At 71.1% G+C, this 17,466-nt stretch carries 12 protein-coding genes and 1 tRNA gene; 3 read left to right on the top strand and 10 right to left on the bottom strand.

Annotated elements, in window-relative coordinates; translation table 11 throughout:
- Nucleotides 1-33 precede the first annotated feature (33 nt).
- Complete coding sequence (locus B7P44_RS07870; protein WP_084902543.1) at nt 34-1,191, top strand: alkaline phosphatase family protein; 1,158 nt, start codon at nt 34-36, stop codon at nt 1,189-1,191.
- A 112-nt stretch (nt 1,192-1,303) separates the two neighbouring features.
- Nucleotides 1,304-1,390: transfer RNA gene (locus B7P44_RS07865), tRNA-Leu, on the top strand.
- 246 nt (nt 1,391-1,636) lie between these two features.
- Here the strand turns inward: B7P44_RS07865 and B7P44_RS07860 are convergent.
- The 10 genes from B7P44_RS07860 to B7P44_RS07815 form a co-directional block, all read right to left on the bottom strand.
- The gene (locus B7P44_RS07860; protein WP_167389799.1) at nt 1,637-2,872 is read right to left on the bottom strand and encodes an MFS transporter; all 1,236 of its coding nucleotides are present in this window, start codon (nt 2,870-2,872) and stop codon (nt 1,637-1,639) included.
- A gap of 45 nt (nt 2,873-2,917) precedes the next feature.
- Nucleotides 2,918-4,021: a 3-deoxy-7-phosphoheptulonate synthase gene (locus B7P44_RS07855; protein ID WP_084902538.1), complete on the bottom strand. Its 1,104-nt coding sequence runs from the start codon at nt 4,019-4,021 to the stop codon at nt 2,918-2,920.
- Nucleotides 4,022-4,055: 34 nt separating this feature from the next.
- A complete protein-coding gene (locus B7P44_RS07850; RefSeq protein ID WP_084902535.1) occupies nt 4,056-4,844 on the bottom strand; it encodes a 2,3-dihydro-2,3-dihydroxybenzoate dehydrogenase in 789 nt (262 codons plus the stop codon).
- Nucleotides 4,845-4,875: 31 nt separating this feature from the next.
- Entirely contained in the window at nt 4,876-8,793 is a 3,918-nt protein-coding gene (locus tag B7P44_RS07845; RefSeq protein WP_231716668.1) for a non-ribosomal peptide synthetase, read from the bottom strand.
- A 34-nt stretch (nt 8,794-8,827) separates the two neighbouring features.
- Complete coding sequence (locus B7P44_RS07840; protein WP_010099300.1) at nt 8,828-9,148, bottom strand: DUF2218 domain-containing protein; 321 nt, start codon at nt 9,146-9,148, stop codon at nt 8,828-8,830.
- A complete protein-coding gene (locus B7P44_RS07835) occupies nt 9,145-10,020 on the bottom strand; it encodes an isochorismatase (RefSeq protein ID WP_084902529.1) in 876 nt (291 codons plus the stop codon). The genes B7P44_RS07840 and B7P44_RS07835 overlap by 4 nt, the downstream gene beginning before the upstream one ends.
- 59 nt (nt 10,021-10,079) lie before the next feature.
- Nucleotides 10,080-11,693: a (2,3-dihydroxybenzoyl)adenylate synthase gene (locus tag B7P44_RS07830; RefSeq protein ID WP_084906512.1), complete on the bottom strand. Its 1,614-nt coding sequence runs from the start codon at nt 11,691-11,693 to the stop codon at nt 10,080-10,082.
- The gene (locus tag B7P44_RS07825) at nt 11,693-12,865 is read right to left on the bottom strand and encodes an isochorismate synthase (protein ID WP_084902526.1); all 1,173 of its coding nucleotides are present in this window, start codon (nt 12,863-12,865) and stop codon (nt 11,693-11,695) included. Before B7P44_RS07825 ends, B7P44_RS07830 begins: the two co-directional genes overlap by 1 nt.
- 65 nt (nt 12,866-12,930) lie before the next feature.
- Nucleotides 12,931-15,066 (bottom strand): TonB-dependent receptor domain-containing protein, encoded by a 2,136-nt coding sequence (locus B7P44_RS07820; RefSeq protein ID WP_084906510.1) that lies wholly within the window; start codon nt 15,064-15,066, stop codon nt 12,931-12,933.
- Between the two features lie 126 nt (nt 15,067-15,192).
- Entirely contained in the window at nt 15,193-16,113 is a 921-nt protein-coding gene (locus B7P44_RS07815; RefSeq protein WP_084902523.1) for a helix-turn-helix transcriptional regulator, read from the bottom strand.
- Nucleotides 16,114-16,344: 231 nt separating this feature from the next.
- Between B7P44_RS07815 and B7P44_RS07810 the strand changes: the two genes are divergently transcribed.
- Nucleotides 16,345-17,466 carry an ABC transporter substrate-binding protein gene (locus B7P44_RS07810; protein WP_084906508.1) on the top strand — a complete coding sequence of 374 codons (1,122 nt, stop codon included), beginning with the start codon at nt 16,345-16,347 and terminating at the stop codon, nt 17,464-17,466.

The following is a 17,466-nucleotide window of genomic DNA, read 5'->3' as shown; positions in this document are numbered from 1 at the left end:
GCCTGCCGCCTCACTCGCACCGAGCGTTCCATCATGAATCTCCGCATCTTCATCACGCGCGCGCTGTTCGTGTTCGCCGCGCTGCTGCTCGCCGCATGCTCCGGCAACGGCCCGGACGCGTCCCCTTCGGCGAGCGCACTCGCCGGCGACCGCGCGGGCGCGCCGAAACCGCCGAAGCACATCTTCATCGTCGCGCTCGAAAACGAAGGCTACGACACGACCTTCGGGCCGACTTCCGCCGCGCCCTACCTCGCCCGCACGCTGCCCGCGCAGGGCGCGCTGCTCACGCAGTACTACGGGATCGGCCACAACAGCCTCGACAACTACATTGCGATGGTGAGCGGGCAAGCGCCGAATCCGCAAACGCAAGCCGACTGCCAGTTCTATACGGACTGGCTCGGCAGCACCGCGCTCGACGGCAACGGGCAAGTCGCCGGCCTCGGCTGCGTGCTGCCGCCCAACGTGTTCACGATCGGCAACCAGCTGCAGGCCGCGGGACTCGCGTGGAAGGGCTACATGGAAGACATGGGCAACGACCCGGCACGCGACGGCGGCACGGTCTGCGCGCATCCGGCGCTGAACGCGCAGGACACGACGCAGAAGGCGACGGCCACGGACAACTACGCCGTGCGCCACGATCCGTTCATGTACTTCCACGCCGTGATCGACGATCCGGCCGGCTGCGGCAGTCACGTCGTCAACCTGTCGCAGCTCGACGCGGACCTGCAGAGCGTGTCGACGACACCGAGCTACGCGTTCATCACGCCGAACCTGTGCCATGACGGCCACGACAGCCCGTGCGCGGACGGCAGCGCGGGCGGCCTCGCGTCGGTCGACCAGTTCCTGCAGACGCTGATTCCGAAGATCATGAACTCGCCCGCGTACCAGCAGGACGGCCTGATCGTCATCACGTTCGACGAGGCCGGCACCAGCGACACCAGCGCGTGCTGCGGCGAGACGCCCGGACCGAATGCGCTGCTGCCGGGCATTCTCGGCCCGGGCGGCGGCCGGACCGGCGCGGTGCTGCTGTCGCCGTCGATCAGGCCCGGTACGGTCAGCAACACGCCGTACAACCACTATGCGCTGCTGCGCAGCGTCGAGGATCTGCTGGGGGTGCCGCATCTGGGCTTCGCGAATGCGAACGGGTTGCAGACGTTCGGCGGTGACGTGTTCAATGCGACGTCGGATTGATACGGCGCCCGGTGCCTGAACGCCGCCGACCATCGACAGCAAAAAACTGTTGACATGCCTTCCGGACACGCTATAATTGCCTTCTTTCGCGATGCAGCACCAAGCGAAACGTGCCCAGGTGGCGGAATTGGTAGACGCACTAGGTTCAGGTCCTAGCGGTGGCAACACCGTGGAGGTTCGAGTCCTCTCCTGGGCACCATTTGATTTCAAAAAAGGTCAGCGCAAGCTGACCTTTTTTCATTTCTGCGCCCAGGAAGCAAAGCGCCTGCGCGCTTTGCGCGAGGACTCGAAGGGCTGCGCTTGCAAGCGCGGCCGGGGTCGCGCCCGTGTGACCGAGTCCTCTCCTGGGCACCATCTGTTTTTTTGAAAGGCCGGCTATATGCCGGCCTTTCTCATTTCTGCGCCCAGGAAGCAAAGCGCCCGCACAAGCGGGCGCTTTCGTTTCTCATCGACGCGCTGCGCTACGCCCCCTCCACGTCCCGACAAACACCCCCGCCAGCACCACCCCGATCGCCGCGAACGGCGCGGCCGGATGCAGTTCGTAGAGCCCGTTGCCGACGAGCGGCGCCACCACCATGCTGAGCCCCTGCGCGACCGACATCGCGCCCGCGCACGCGCCCTGCTCGTGCGGCTCGACCCGCGTGCTCGCGAGCGCCGCGACCGCCGGGAACGCCGCGCCCATTCCGCAGGCCGCCACCAGATAGCTCGCGCACATCAGCAACGGCTGCGCAGGCTCCACCGCCAGCACCGACACGAAGCCGACGCCGCCGACGAGCGCGCCCCATCGCAGCCACTGTCGCGGCGCGACCCGCCGCAGCCGCCCGACGAGCGACTGCATCGCGATCAGGCCGACGCCCGCGCTGCCGAGCGCATAGCCGACCACCGCCGACGCGTCGCGCGCGCCGACCTGCAGCCGGTCGATCACGTAGAAGCCGAGCGCGCTGTTCGCGATCATCACGACGCTGTACAGCGCGAACGCGCTCCACCACGGCAGGCGCAGCCGCGGATCGGTCGGCTTCAGCCGCGCCGGCGCGTGTCGCGCGAGCCGCGGTGCGTCGTCGCGCAAGCGGCGCAGCCCCGGCAGGCCCGCGAGCGGCAGCAGCGCGAACAGCGCAAGCGCGAGCGTCATGTCGTAACCGGCCAGCCAGCCGGCGAGCGGCGGCGCGATCACCATCCCGACCGCCCCCGCCGCGCCGAACCGCGCGAGCGCCGCCGCGCGCCCCGTGGTCGCGGTCCGGTCCGCGATCCACGCGGTCGCCGCGACCGGCAGGCCGGCATAGCAGCCGCCCATCGCCGCGCGCGTCGCCAGCAGCGCGACGAAGCTCGCCCAGACCGGCGGCATGATCGCCCCGTCGCGATGCAGCGCCCAGCCGACATAGCCGGCCAGCAGCAGAAAGCTGGCGACGAAGCCGACGATCGACGCGCGCATCGCGGGCAGCCGGCCGCGTGCGTCCGCCGCGCGCCCCCAGCGCGGCGCGGCGGCGATCCAGACGAGCCCGACGCTCGCGATGACCGCGCCGATATGCAGGGGTTCAAGGTTCATCCTGCGCGCCAGCGGGCCGGCGATCGCGACGAATGCGTAGGTGCCGGCCACCATCGCGAGATTCGCGAGCAGCAGCGGCAGGTAACGGGGGCCGGCGTCGGCCGGCGCTTGCAGGGGTTCGGCGGAAGTCGTGGACATATCCATTCCGTAGTGGGTTGAAGAAGGCGCGCGCCGACGCCGGCGTCAGCCGGCACGGCCGTCCCGCGCGAGCCAGCGGCTGCGCGCGCGCAGCAGCGCGTCCTCGGTCGCGTCCCAGCCGAGGCACGGGTCGGTGATCGAGCAGCCGTAGCGCAGCGGGCCGCCGAGCGGCTGTGCGCCCGCTTCGAGAAAGCTCTCGAGCATCACGCCGCGAATCGCGTCGCTGCCGGCGCACATTTGCTCGACGACGTCGTCGAGCACCGCGAGCTGCCGGTCGGCCTGCTTGCCGCAGTTCGCGTGCGAGCAGTCGATCAGCACGTTCGGCGGCAGGCGCTGCGCGCGCAGCGCCTCGACGGCAACCGCCACCGATGCCGCGTCGTAGTTCGGCCCGTGCCGGCCGCCGCGCAGCACGAGGTGCGCATGCGGATTGCCGCCGCTGTGCAGCAGCGCCGGACCGCCGGCGCCGTCGATGCCGATGAAGGTATGCGGCCGCATGCTGGCCAGCATCGCGTGCGCCGCCACGTCGACCTGGCCGTCGGTGCCGTTCTTGAAGCCGACCGGCATCGCGAGGCCCGACGCCAGCTCGCGATGCACCTGCGACTCGGTCGTGCGGGCGCCGATCGCGGCCCAGCTCACGAGATCGCACAGGTAATGCGGCGTGACGACGTCGAGCGCCTCGATCGCCGCGGGCAGTCCGAGCGCGTTGATGTCGACGAGCAGCCGGCGCGCGGCATGCAGCCCGTCCAGCACGCGATGGCTGCCGTCGAGGCCCGGGTCGTTGATCAGGCCTTTCCAGCCGATCGTCGTGCGCGGCTTCTCGAAGTACACGCGCATCACGACGCAGAACGCGTCTCGCACCGCATGCGCGAGCCGCGCGAGCCGCCGCGCATAGTCGAGCGCCGCCTGCGGATCGTGGATCGAGCACGGACCGACGACGACGATGCGGCGCGCATCGCGGCGCTCGAGGATCGCGCGCAGTTGCCGGCGGCCGGCTGCCACGGTCGCGCGCGCGGCGACCGATGCCGGCAGGTCGCGGCGCAGCGCGTCCGGCGCCGGCAGCCGCATGCCGACGCACAGCCGTTCGTCGCGGGGCGGCTCGGCAAAGGTGCCGGCCGCGCCCTGTTCGATTTCGACGGAGATCTGTTTCATCGTTGAAGCTCCGGAAAATGGAAGCGGAACACCGTCAGACGCCGAGCGTCGCGCCGCCGTCGACGCACAGGCTGTGCAGCGTGACGTGACGCGACGCGTCGGACAGCAGGAACAGCACCGTTTCGGCGACATCGTCAGGCGCCGCGATGCGGCCGAGCGGAATGCCCGTGCGATACGTGTCGAGCGCACCGGCGATCACGCCCGCCGGGCCGGCCGGACCGTCCCAGAGCTGGCGCTGCATCGGCGTGTCGGTCGAGCCCGGCGCGACGATGTTGCAGCGGATGCCGTGCCCGGCCAGCTCGAGCCCGAGACAGCGGGTGAACTGGTGCGCGGCGGCCTTCGACGCCGCATAAGCGGCCATCTGCATGCGCGGCACCAGCGCCGCGTTCGAGCCGACCGTCACGATGCTGCCGGCGCGGCGCGCGACCATCCGCTGCGCGACCGCGCGCGACAGGTGAAACACCCCGTGCGTATTCACCGCGAAACAGTGCGCCCAGTCGGCGTCGCTCAGCGACGTCGCCGCCGCGAGCCGCAACACGCCCGCGACATTCGCGAGCATCCCGATCGGACCGACCGTCTCCTCCACGCGTGCGACCGCATCATGGACAGCCGCCGCGTCCGCGACGTCGACCGTGAACGGATGGATCCGCGCGCTGAATGGCGCACTATCGGCCGCGCCGTCGGCCGCGTGGCGCGCCAGCGCGTCGCCGTCGACGTCGAACGCGGCGACCTCGATCCCGCGCGCGGCGAGCGCGCGCGCGACGGCTGCGCCGATGCCCTGGGCCGCGCCGCTCACGACGGCGACCGTACCCGGAAAAGTCATTCCTGCCTGTGCATTCATCGATTCGAATTCCTCAAAAAGAGCCAGCGGCGGTCGCTGAGGCGAGCCATTCCGCCAGCGCGGCGCCGATCGCCGCCATCGGTTCGGGATCGGACATCCCGTCGTGCGAACAGTCGAGCGCGACGCACGTCAGCGCGTCGGCCGCCAGATGGGCGCGCCAGCTGTCGGGCACTGGCAGGCCCGGCCGCTTGCGCGCCGCGTTGAACAGCAGCAGCGCGCCGTCGTAGCGCGGCGTGCTTGCCGCGCGGAACAGGCGCATCTGCCGCAGCGTCGCGTCCACGAACGCTTCGAGCCCCACCGCGCCAAGCGCCGCGAACGGGCTGTTCGCCCGCAACAGCCGCTGGCGCAGCGCGTCGTCGGGCAGATCGGCCGTGTCGAAATCGCCGTTCACCGTGAGCAGGATGCGCAGCGCATCGCCCGGCGTCGGCTGCGGCTGCGTCTCCCATGCGGACGCCGGATAGCTGTCCATCAGCGCGAGCAGGCCGACCGCGTGGCCGTCGCGTGCAAGCGTCGCGGCGACCGCATGCGCGAGCGCGCCGCCGAGCGACCAGCCGAGCAGGTGGTACGGCCCGTCCGGCTGGAGCGCGCGCACGCGCTGCACGTAGGTGGCGACGAGCGCATCGAAATCCGCGGCGCGCCGGGTGTCCTCGACCGACAGTTGCAGGCCGTCGAGCGCGACGTCCGGGAGATGCGCGGCGAGCCGCAGATAGCTCCATGCGAGGCCGTCGGCCGGATGGAGGCAGATGAGCCGCGGGCCGCCGTCGCGCCCTGCGTGGATCGCCAGATGCGGCGCGAACGCGTCGTGCGCGGTGCGCGGCCGGTACGCGAGCGGCGTCTGCAGCGCGGCCGCCAGCGCGCCGACCGTCGCATGCCGGAACAGCATCGACACCGGCACGTCGCGCTCCAGCTCGGCCGCGAGCCGCGCGCTCGCCTGGATCGCCTGCAGCGACTTCCCGCCGACGTCGAAGAAATTGGATGCGGGCGTGAGCGCGATCTCGCCCAGCACCTCGCGCCAGATGCGCATCACGCGCCGCTCCAGTTCGCCGGCCTGCGGCTCGTCGTCCGGCGCCGCATCGCGCTGCGCCGCGAGCCGCAGCAGCGCGTTGCGGTCGGTCTTGCCGTTCGCGTTGCGCGGCAGGCCGTCGAGCACGCGCCATACATCCGGAATCGCGGCGGCCGGCAGCGCATCGGCCAGCCGCGCGCGCAGCGCGGCGATGTCGTCGGTCCCGGCGACGAACGCCGCGAGCGTCGTCGCGCCCGCGTCGCTGCGCAATGCGACGACCGCCGCCTCGCGCACGTCCGGCGAGCGCAGCAGCCAGTCCTCGATCTCGCGCGGGTCGATGCGCACGCCGCTGATCTTCACCTGATGGTCGATGCGGCCGTCGAAGCAGAGCCGGCCGTCGCGCAGCGTCGCGAGATCGCCGGTCCGGTACGCGCGGACGCCGCTGCCGGGCAGCATTACGAAGCGCTCCTCCGTCAGCGCCGGATTGTCGAGATACGCGAGCGCGAGCGCGTCGCCGCTCAGCACGAGTTCGCCCGAACAGCCCGCTGCGACCGGATACCCGCGGGCGTCGACGATCCGCGCGTCGACGCCCGCGCGCGGCGTGCCGATCGGCACCGGCTCGCCGTCCTGCCAGACCGCGCCCGGGCCGCCGACGCACGCAGCGGTCGCGATGATCGTCGCTTCGGTCGGCCCGTAGGTGTTCAGCAGCGTCTGGTCCGGCAACCGCGCGCGCCAGCGCCGGATCCGCTCGGGCAGCGCGGCCTCGCCGCCGATGATGGTCAGGCGCACCTTTCGAAGCTGCTGCGCATGGCGCGCGTCGAGCGCATGCGCAAGCACGTGCCAGTACGCGGTGGGCAGGTCGAGCACCGTGATGCCGCGCCGCTCGACCTCGGCCGCGAACGCGTCGACCGAATCGAGCATCGCGTCGTCGCGCAGCACGAGCGTCGCGCCGCTGCACAGCGTGACGAAGATCTCCTCGAAGCTTGCGTCGAAGTGCAGCGGCGCGAACTGCAGCACCTTGTCGCCGGGCCCGACGCGATAGCGCTCGCGCGTGCTCGCGACGAACTGCGCAAGCGCGCCGCGCCCGACCAGCACGCCGTTCGGGCGGCCGGTCGAACCGGACGTGTAGAGCAGGTACGCGGGCTGATGGGCGTCGGCGCACGGTGCCACGTCGCAAGCGCTGCGTGACACGGGCGCGCGATGCGCGTCGAGATCCAGCGTCGGCAGGCTGCCCGCGCACGCGCGATACGCGCCGCGCGTGATCACGAGCGCGGGCGCGGCGTCGGCGAGCATCGCCGCGGTCCGCTGCGGCGGGCCGTCCGGGTCGACCGGCACGAGCACCGCGCCGGCCTGCAGCACCGCGAGCATCGCCGCGATCACGTCCGGCGCGCGCGGCGCGGCGAGCGCCACGCGGCAGCCGCGCGTCACGCCATGCGCGGCGAGCGCCGCCGCGAGCGCATCGACGTCGGCGAGCAGCGTGCGGTAGTCGATGCGCTGCGCGCCCGCCTCGATCGCGGTGCGCGTCGGCGCTTCCTGCTCGATGCGGGCGACGAGCGCGAGCACATCGGGGAACGGGCCGGCAAGCGGCGCGCCGCGCAGGATCGACGGCGGCGGCAGGTCGCCGAGCAGCGGCGCGACCGGTGCGTCCGGCGCGTGTCCGGCAAACGCATCCAGCCAGTCCGCGAGGCTGCGCGCATACGCTGTGAGCCGCGTCGCGTCGTAGGCGTTCGGATTGCCCTCGAGCGTGACGTGCCACGCGCCGGCGCGCACCGCGACCGTCACGTTCAAATCCTTCACGGGGCCGCCGCTGACCGCGCACGTATCGCTCGCGAGCCCGTCGAACGCAACCTGCCGCTCGAACGGCATCACGTTCACCGCCTGGTTGAACAGGAACGCGTTGCGCTCCAGCAGGCCAAGGTCGCCGCGAATCCAGCCGTACCGGTAGTACAGGTGCGGACGGATCGCGCGCAGCCGCCCGGCCGTCTCGGCCGCGAGCGCTCGCGGCGACCGGTCGGCGTCGACGTGCACGCAAAACGGCACGATGTTCATCGCCATGCACGGCACGCCGAGCGCCGGCGTGCCGAGACGGTTCATCACCGGTAGGCCGAGCGTCAGGTCGCGCTGGCCGCCCTGCTTCGCGAGCCAGACGCCGATCGCGCACAGCAGCCACGCGTTCCAGTCGACGTCGAGCCGCTCGGCCGCTTCGCGCAACGCATGCACTCGAGTGCCGTCGAGCGTGAGCGTCTCGCGCAACGCGTCCGCGCCGACCGCCTGCTGCGGCGCGAGGACGAGCGGCGCCGGCACGTCGCGCAGGTGCGCGCGCCAGAACGCGCGATCGGCGTCGAAACCGCCGGTCGCGCGGTAGCGCGCCTCCGCGTCGACGACGCGATCGACGCGCCAGTCCGGCAGCGCGGGCGGCGCCGCGAGCGCGCCGCGAGCGTTGTAGCGGGCGGCGACCGCCTGCTGGAGCAGGCTGTAGCCGAAACCGTCGAGCGCGATGTGGTGAACCTGCAGATACCACCAGTGCCGCGTCGGCGACAGCCGCAGCAGCGCGGTGCGGTACAGCGGATCGGCCGTCACGTCGCAGCAGATCGACAGCGACGCGCGCATCCACGCGCGCGCGGCCTGTGCGGGATCGGGTTCCGAGGAGAAATCGACGAGCGGCAGCCGCGCGCACGGCGGCAGGCGCCGCTGCCACAGCGCGTCGTCGCGCCACGCGAAGCGCATGTGCAACGCGTCAGCATGATCGAGCACCGTCTCGACGCTGTCGGTCAGCGCGGCGACATCGAGCGGGCCGTCGAGCTCGATCGTCTCGGCGGTCAGGTAGCCCGGATCGTCAGGATCGACCTGCTGCGCGACCCAGATTCCGTATTGCGCGGACGTTGCGCGCATCGGTCGGTCTTCGAGTTCCATCAAGGGGTTTGCCACGAGAAATCGTTGATCGGGAAACGAGCCGCGCGCGTCACGCGCGGCGCCACGCGACGACGAGCTGCGGATTGCGCGACATCAGCGCCAGGTGCTCGTCCATCACGTACTGGATCTGTTCGAGCTTGTCCGCGGCGTCGGCCTCGCAGCGCAGGCTCAGCACGTCGTCGGCCCGCGCCATCCGGCAGACGCCGTACGGGAAATCGACCGTCGCGCGGTGCTCGTCGAACACCACCGGCACCTTGATCGCGTAGTGCTTGCAGAGCTTGAACAGCACGCGGTCGGCCTGCGGCAGCGAGAGCTCGGCCGTGCTGACGAACGGCGCCGGTTGCGCGTCCGGGATCGGGCGCGCCGTCATGCGGCCACCTGCGCCGTGCGCTGCAGCAGACGCGTCCACGCGTCGAGCGTCGGCTGCTCCGCGAGCTGCACGAACGTGACGTCGTGTCCGGCGGACCGCCAGGTTTCCACGAGCATCATCATGCGCACCGAATCGAGCCCGCAGTCGAGCAGGTTGTCGCCCGCGCGCAGATCGGCGGCCGGCACCCGCAGGCTGCGCGCGACCTGGTCGGCGATGTCCGCGAGCGTCGGCGATGCGCCGTCGCCCGCGGCCGCGCCGACCAGCTCACCGGTGGTCGCGACCTTGCCGCAGCGCCCCGCCACGTAGTCGAGCGCCATCCGATGCTCGCGCTCGGAGAAGTCCGCGAGCGCATCCGCGACGAAGAATGGCCGGACGTCCCGCATGAACGCATCGCACGCGGTCATCAGGCAGCCGATATGCGCGTAGATCCCGCAGATCACGAGCTGGTCGCGCCCCTGCTCTTTCAGCAGGATGTCGAGATTCGAGCGCTGGAACGCGCTGTAGCGCCACTTGTCGAGCACCGTGTCGCCCGGCGCCGGCGCGAGCGCGTCGCAGATCGCTTCGCGCGACGGGTGCGCGGTGAGCCCGGGGCCCCACATGTCGGTCAGCAGCGCGCGCTGCTCGGGCGTCTGCGCCGCCGATTGCGCGGTGTAGCAGACCGGCATCCCGGTCGCATGCGCGAAGTCGATCAGGCGCCGCACGTTCGCCAGCAGCGCCGGCACGGGCGCCGCGTCGCGATCGTAGAAATCGAGGAAGTAGTCCTGCATGTCGTGCACGAGCAACGCGGCGCGTTGCGGCTCGAAGCCCCAGGTCACGCGGTTCGCCGGCAGCTCGGCCGGCATCGGGTAGGAAGGAATCTTTGGAATGGCCATGATGGAGTGCTGTTGAATGATTCGATGCGCGGGCGATGCGTGCCGCCCGCGCGTATGTGTCATGCCGACGCGCTCAACTGCGCGGCGACGCGCTCGCGGAGCGCGCGCTTGTCGATCTTGCCGACGGGCGTCTTCGGGAACGCGTCGACGAATTCGATCCGGTCCGGCACCTTGAAGGCGGCGACGCCCTGCTCGCGCACGAACCGGATCAGCTCCGCCGCGCGCGGCGCCGGCGTGCCGCGGATCACGTACGCGCAACTGCGCTCGCCGAGATACGGATCGGGCATCGGCACGAGCGCCGCATCGACGACGCCCGGGTGCGCGAGCAGCAGGTGCTCGATCTCCTCGGCGGGAATCTTCTCGCCGCCGCGGTTGACCTGGTCCTTCGCGCGCCCTTCGACGACCAGATGGCCGGTGGCCGTCAGCCGCACGCGATCGCCGGTGCGATAGAAGCCATCCGCGGTAAATGCGCGCGCGTTGTGCGCGTCCGCTTCGTAATAGCCACGAATCGTGTACGGGCCGCGCGTCAGCAGGTGGCCGACCTCGCCCGGCGCAACCGGACAATCGTCGTCGTCGACGATGCGGATCTCGTCGTCCGGCGAAATCGGCCGCCCCTGCGTGCCGGTCACCTGTTCGCGCGGATCGTCGAGCCGCGTGTAGTTGACGAGCCCTTCGGCCATCCCGAACACCTGCTGGAGCTGCGCGCCGAAACCGTCCGCCGCGCGCGCCGCGAGCACCGGGTCGAAGCGCGCGCCGCCGACCTGCACGAGCTCGAGACTTGCAAGCGCCTCCCGCCGCCGCGCCACGGCCGCCAGCCACACCGGCACCAGCGGCGGCACGAGCGCGACGACCGTCACGCGCTCACGCTCGATCAGCGGGAACGCGACGTCCGGGTTCGCGCCGTCGCACAGCACGACCGTGCCGCCCGCCTGCAGTACGCCGAACGAGCCCGGCGAGCTGAGCGCGTAGTTGTGCGCGGCCGGCAGCGCGGCGAGATACACGCTGCGCTCGCTCAGCCCGCAGATGCGCGCGCTTTCGCGCACGCTGTACAGGTAGTCGTCGTGGGTGCGCGGGATCAGCTTCGGCGTGCCGGTGCTGCCGCCCGACAGTTGCAGGAACGCGACCTCGCCCGCGGCCGGTTCGGGCGGCAACGCGACGTTCGCCGGCGCATCGGCCAGCGCGAGGTTCGCGTTGCCGGGCGCCGTGAACAGCACGTGCCGCAGCGTCGGCGCGTCGGTCTGCACGTCGCGCGCGAGCGCCCGGTAATCGAAACCGTCGTGTCGCTCGGCCGCGACGTACGCGACCGCCTGCGCGTGCCGGCAGAAGAACCCGATCTCACGCCGCCGATGCGCGGGCAGCGCGAACACCGGCAGCGCGCCGAGCCGGAACAGCGCGAACGTGACCGCGAAGAACGCGACGCAGTTCGGCAACTGCACGACCACGCGGTCGCCCGGCGCGATGCCCCGCGCGGTCAGCGCGCGGGCGACGCGCGCCGCCTCGTCGCCGAGCGTGCGATACGACCAGCGGATGTCGTCCTGCACGAGCGCGATGCGCTCGCCATGCCGCTCGACGCGCTCGTCGAGCCATTGCGCGAACGATTGCCCGCGCCAGTAGCCTTTCTCTCGGTACGCGTTGGCGAACGCGTCCGGCCACGGCGTGCCGTACGCGCGCATCATGCGGCCTCCGGCGCGACGTCGTGGCTCACGCCGAGCGCGTCGAGCATCGTCCGGAATTTCGCGGCGGTCTCCGCGCACTCGCCGCCGGGCGTCGACTCGCCGACAACGCCCGCGCCCGCGTAGAGCCGCAGCGTACGGTCGTGCGCTTCCGCGCAGCGGATCGTCACCACCCATTCGCCGTCGCCTTGCGTATCGACCCAGCCGAGCATCCCCGCGTAGAAGCCGCGGTCGAACGGCTCCGCGTCGCGGATGCACGCACGGGCGGCCGCGCGCGGCGCGCCGCAGACGGCCGGCGTCGGATGCAGCGCGAGCGCGAGCGTCAGCGCGTCGGCGTCGGTTTCGCCGCGCACTTCGGTGGACAGGTGCCACATCGTCTCGGTGTGGATCAGCGACGGACGCACGGGCACGTCGAGACGCCGGCACAACGGCGCGAGCGCGTCGCGCACCGCGTCGACGACCATCCGGTGCTCGTCGAGATCCTTCCTGGAGGCGAGCAGCGCGTCTGCGCGGCGGCGATCCTCGACCGGGTCGGGGCTGCGCGGCGCCGAGCCCGCGAGCGGATTCGCGCGCACGATGCCGCCGAAGCGGTTCACGAGCAGTTCCGGGCTCGCGCCGAGCAGCGTGCGGCCGGCGCCCAGATCGACGGAGAACGTATAGCCCTGCGGATTGCGGGCCGCGAGCCGCGCGACCAGCGGCGCGACGTCGACCGGCCGTTCGCCGGTGATCTCGAGCGTACGGGCCAGCACGACCTTGCCGAGCTCGCCCGCGCGGATGCGGGCGACGGCCTGCTCGACCGCGTTCCCATAGACCTCCGCCGACGGCACCGCGCGCGTCGCATGACGCGTCGCCGCGAGTTCCGGGCCGCGCAGCGAGCCAAGCGGGCCGGCGCGCAACAGCGTGCGCGCGACCCTCAGCGCGGCGGGCGCATCGACGTCGAACGGCACCGCGCCGACGACCGCCGCGCCGGTGTGCCCGTTCTCTCGAGCATCGCGCAGCGCATCCGCGACGCGCGACGCGAGCGGCGCATCGGCGTGCGGGACGACGTCCGCCGCGTCGGTCGCGAGCAGCGCATGGGCCGGCGTCGCGAGAAACAGCGGCGTGTCGGGGCGATAGAGCTCCCAGATGTTTCGGGGTGCAAATAGTGTCGCGGGACGGGAAACCATGTTCATGAGATTGACCTCCAGATTGAATGGGCCGGCGCAATGGGCCTGCACACGGCGCGCCGGCCACGCCGTCACATTTCGGCCGTGAGGCTCACCGCGATGCGGCGGCCCTGGTCGACGAGCCAGTTGCCGCTCAGGCCGTTCGCGCGCGTGCGGTCGTCGACCGGAACCATCTTGTTGGTCACGTTCAGCACCGCGAAATTGACGGAGAAGCGCTTGTCGATCCGGTAACGGCCGCCGAGGTCGAAGGTCGTCGTCGACGGCCGCTCGCGCACGCCCTGCGCGCCGTTGCGGAACGCCGCCCAGTATTCGTTGCCGATGTAGTTGGCGGTCGCATACAGGTCGAGCTTCGGCGTCGGCGTCCAGTCGACCTGCACGTTGAATTTGTGCTTCGGCGTCTTGTCGAGCGGCTGGCCGTCGAGCGAGCCGCCGTTGAACGCCTTCTCGCCGCTGCCTTCGCGGCGCGACTGCGTGAGCGTGTACGCGCCCGACACCCGCACCGTGCGCGTCACGCGCGTGCCCGCGCCGAGCTCGAGCCCGTACAGCTTGACCCGGTCGATGTTGTCGTACTTGTAGATGTTGCGGCCCGGCGAGCGCGGATCGGCGACGCCCGTGTCGTAGCTCGCGACCTTGTTCCTGAACAGGTTGTTGAACAGCGTCAGGCCCGCGTATGTGTCGCCCATGTCATAGCGCACGCCGAGTTCCTCGGTCACGCTGGTCTCGGGCTTCAGGTCCGGATTGCCGCACAGCGTGCCGGGCACCGCGCCCGCCGCGCCGCCCGAGGTCATGCAGTAGCCGCCCGTGCTCTGGCGCAGCGACGGCGGCCGGAAGCCGGTCGACACGCCGCCGCGCACCGTCCACGCCTGGGTGAGCTTGTACACGCCGTAGACGCGCGGGCTCACGTGGCTGCCATAGCGCTCGTCGTGATCGAGCCGCACGCCGGTCGTCAGCGTGAAGCGGTCGTTGAAGAAGTACTCGTTCTCGCCGAACAGCGCCCACGCGTTGCGCGAGATGCGGTCGGAATTGATCGCGTGCCCCTTCGGCACCGCGTCCTGGCTGCCGACGCCCGACAGCCGCGACCAGATGTGCTGGCCGCCGACGGTCAGGATGTTGCGCTCGCCCCACCACGGCACTTCGACCTTGCCCTCGAGGATCGTGTCCGTCAGCGCAGGCTTCACCGACGAGCGCCCCGCCGGCGTCCACTGATCCTGCACGCCGCGCTCGCCGTACAGCGACAGCGTCGTGTTGCCGAAGCCCCAGCGGCCGTCGTGCGTGATGCCCCAGTAGTCGCGGACGTGGCGCGTCTCGGTGACCGCGGAAGTCGCGGTGCGCGGCGTGAGCGGCGCCTCGCTCTTGCCCGGCGTGCTGAGATAGGTGAGCTGTTCGCGCCCGACGTTGACGCTGATGTCCTGGTCGCGGGTCGGCTTCGCGGACAGCTTCACGTCGAAGCTGCCGATGCGCTGCCCGTTCGCGCCGCTCGCCCCGCTCGCCGGGTAGAAGATGTTGTCCTCGCCCCGGTGCAGCAGGCGCCCGGACGCCTGCAGCCCGAGCACGTCGGACTTCAGCGGGCCGCCGAGCCAGAAATCGACGCTCTGCGTATCGCCCTGGTTCGACTCGAGCTGCCACACGCTGCTCGCGGTGAGCGTGCCGCCCCAGCGCTTCGGCACCTTGCGCGTGATCACGTTGACCACGCCGCCCATCGCGTCGGCGCCGTACAGCGACGACATCGGCCCGCGCACGACCTCGATCCGCTCGATCGCGGAGAGCGGCGGCAGCAGGTTGGACTGCACGCCCGCGGTGCCGCGGTTCATCGTTTCGCGGGTGTTCTGCCGGCGGCCGTCGACGAGGATCAGCGTGTATTCGCCGGGCATCCCGCGAATCGAGATGTCCTGGTCGTTCGGCGATCCGCCGACGACGCTCACGCCCTCGACCTTGCTGACGATCTCGGCAACCGACGTATAGGGCTTCGCCTCGATCTCGTCGCGGGTGATCACCGAGATGCTCGCGGGCGCCTCCTTGATCTCCTGCTCGCGGCGGCTCGCCGTCACGACGATTTCCTTCATCGCCGCCGGCTCGCCGGACGCGGCCGACGCAGCGGCATCGCCCTGCTTGTCAGGCGTCTGCGCCCACGCGCAGGAGGCCCCCATCAGATACAGGCCGGCGACGACGGCCGGCTTCAACGCAAACTTCGCAACGTGACTCGACATGATGACGCTTTCGCTGCTCCACAATGTGATTGATTCTCATTTGCATTATGAAACCGGTCATGCTTTGAAATCTTTGCGAAAGCTTCGATCTTGTTTGAGCGGCGCCGCGACGCGGGTCGGCAGCGGTCAGCGTCGATCGCTGCGCCGCGCGAGCGTCGGCGTCACGCCGAAACGGCGCTTGTACGCGGTCGCGAAATTCGCGGCGCTCGTGTAGCCGGCGAGCGCCGCGGCCTGCTTGACGCTCACCGCGTCGCGCTCGAGCGCGAGCCGCGCGCGCTGCAGGTGATGTTCGCGAATGAAATCGAACACGGTCGTGCCGTATGCGGCGCGGAACTGGCGCTGCATCGCGTTCGCGCTCATCCCGACGTGGCGCGCGATGTCGTCGAGCGACAGGTCCTGCGCGGCGTCGCTCGCGAGAAACGCGCGCAGCTCCGCCATCCGCCGGTAGTCGCGCGAGCCGAGCGTCGCGTCCGACGCCTGCGCCGCCTCCGCCTCGAGCGGCGCGAACGCCTCGGCGAGCAGTTCGAGCACACGGCTTTCCAGGTAGATCGCCTGCAGCATCGGCTGGTAGGACGGCGGCCGCACGATCTGCTCGGCGAGCGCGGTCGCGCGCGGCGTCGGCTGCCAGAAGCGGATCGCGAGATGCGCGGACAGCATCGAATCGAGCCGCTCGGGCAAGGCCGCGCGGCTCGCGGCCTGCAGATGCGCGAGCCATTCGTCGGACATCGCGAGACTCAATCGCCGCGCGTAGCCGCCCTTGCTCAGCCGGCGGCGGAACGTGTCGGGCTGCAGCGCGTTGAGCAGGAACGACTGCATCCGCACATGCGGGCGCCCTGCGTTCGGCCGCGCCGCGCTCGACCGGGCCGCGGCATCGCGGCACGCGCTGCGGCCGTCCGTCGTCAGCAGCACGCGCCGGTCGCCGTAGGACACGTCGAGCGCCCCTTCCAGCAGCAGCACGAGATGCAGGCCCGGCGTGCACTGGCCCGACATCACCGCGTCGAATTCGTCGGTCGCGTCGTCCGCGTGCACGCGCAGGCCAGGCCGCACTTCGCGGATTCGCGCAACGTGCGCGTCATGTCGATGGCAATCGGAAGGGAAAGCGCCTGGCGCCCATGCAGTCATCTCGGATACCCCCGTGCGCGGTCGGTGCTCGCGCAAACTATTTAGTCGTTCGGTCAAACGGACAGCGTCCGCTCCGGCCCCGTCTCTCGGTTACAATTAAATGAGAATTGTTCTCATTTATATCGTATCGGGAGTAGCGTGAGAAAGACAAGCGGAATATGGGCCACGCTCGGCATCTGGCTGTGCGGCTGGCTCTTGATGCACGCCGCGCATGCGGACACGACGACCGTCACCGACCTCGCCGGGCGGCAGGTCCGGATTCCCGCGCGCGTCGAGCGCGTGCTGCTCGGCGAAGGACGGCTGCTGCCGGCGCTCGCGATCGTCGACGCCGGCGATCCGGCGCGCCGCCTCGTCGGCATGATGGGCGACTTCGAACAGCTCGATCCGGCGAGCTATGCGCAGTGGCTCGCGCGCTTTCCGCGGCTGAAGGACGTGCCGCGCATCGGGCGCTCGCAGGCCGGCAGCTTCAGCGACGAACGCGCGCTCGCGTTGCGGCCGCAGGTCGCGATCTTCGGGCTCGGCGGCGGCCACGGGCCCGGCGAGCGCGATCGCGAGACGCTGGCGCGGCTCGAAGCCGCGGGCGTCGCGATCGTGTTCGTCGATTTTCGCCACGACCCGCTCGTCAACACGCCGCGCAGCATCGCGGTGCTCGGCCAGGTGTTCGGCGCGCCGCAGCGCGCGGCCGACTTCAACGCGCTCTGGCAGGAACAGCTCGACCTCGTCCGCAGCCGGCTGAAGACGGCCCGCCCCGCCGCGCCGACGGTGTTCCTCGAAAGCCGCGTCGGCCTGTCGAGCGACTGCTGCGAAACGATGACGGGCATGCTCGGCAAGCTGCTCGACGCGGCCGGCGGCGACAACGTCGCGAAGGGCCGCGTACCGGGCGAGCACGGCACGCTGAACCCGGAATACCTGTTGAGCCGCCAGCCCGATTTCTACATCGGCACCGGGATCGGCTCGGCCCGCACGCTGCAGAGCGCGCCGCAGCGCATCGCGCTCGGCGCCGGCGTGACGCGGGACGCGGCCGTCCGCTCGTTCGACCGCGCGCTGGAGCGCCCGACGATCGCGCCGCTGCGCGCGGTGCGCGAACGTCGCGCGTATGCGATCTGGCATCACTTCTACAACTCGCCGTTCAATGTCGTCGCGGTGCAGGCGATGGCGAAGTGGCTGCATCCGGACCTGTTCGCGGATCTCGACCCGCGCCGCACGTTCGACACGATGGTGCGCCGCTTCCAGCCGGTCGCGCTGAACGGCGAATACTGGATTCAGGAAGGATCGTGA

It is taken from the genome of Burkholderia ubonensis subsp. mesacidophila (genome assembly GCF_002097715.1).
Classification (GTDB): domain Bacteria; phylum Pseudomonadota; class Gammaproteobacteria; order Burkholderiales; family Burkholderiaceae; genus Burkholderia; species Burkholderia mesacidophila.
The sequence above is the reverse complement of the archived record's forward strand: the minus strand, read 5'-3'. Positions and strand labels throughout refer to the sequence as shown.

What these genes read in the sequence shown, in the direction of transcription:
- B7P44_RS07860 (WP_167389799.1), bottom strand. Translation starts at nt 2,872, where the DNA reads ATGTCCACGACTTCCGCCGAACCCCTGCAAGCGCCGGCCGACGCCGGC.
- B7P44_RS07825 (WP_084902526.1), bottom strand. Translation starts at nt 12,865, where the DNA reads ATGAACATGGTTTCCCGTCCCGCGACACTATTTGCACCCCGAAACATC.
- B7P44_RS07835 (WP_084902529.1), bottom strand. Translation starts at nt 10,020, where the DNA reads ATGGCCATTCCAAAGATTCCTTCCTACCCGATGCCGGCCGAGCTGCCG.
- B7P44_RS07855 (WP_084902538.1), bottom strand. Translation starts at nt 4,021, where the DNA reads ATGAAACAGATCTCCGTCGAAATCGAACAGGGCGCGGCCGGCACCTTT.
- B7P44_RS07820 (WP_084906510.1), bottom strand. Translation starts at nt 15,066, where the DNA reads ATGTCGAGTCACGTTGCGAAGTTTGCGTTGAAGCCGGCCGTCGTCGCC.
- B7P44_RS07830 (WP_084906512.1), bottom strand. Translation starts at nt 11,693, where the DNA reads ATGCGCGCGTACGGCACGCCGTGGCCGGACGCGTTCGCCAACGCGTAC.
- B7P44_RS07840 (WP_010099300.1), bottom strand. Translation starts at nt 9,148, where the DNA reads ATGACGGCGCGCCCGATCCCGGACGCGCAACCGGCGCCGTTCGTCAGC.
- B7P44_RS07870 (WP_084902543.1), top strand. Translation starts at nt 34, where the DNA reads ATGAATCTCCGCATCTTCATCACGCGCGCGCTGTTCGTGTTCGCCGCG.
- B7P44_RS07850 (WP_084902535.1), bottom strand. Translation starts at nt 4,844, where the DNA reads ATGACTTTTCCGGGTACGGTCGCCGTCGTGAGCGGCGCGGCCCAGGGC.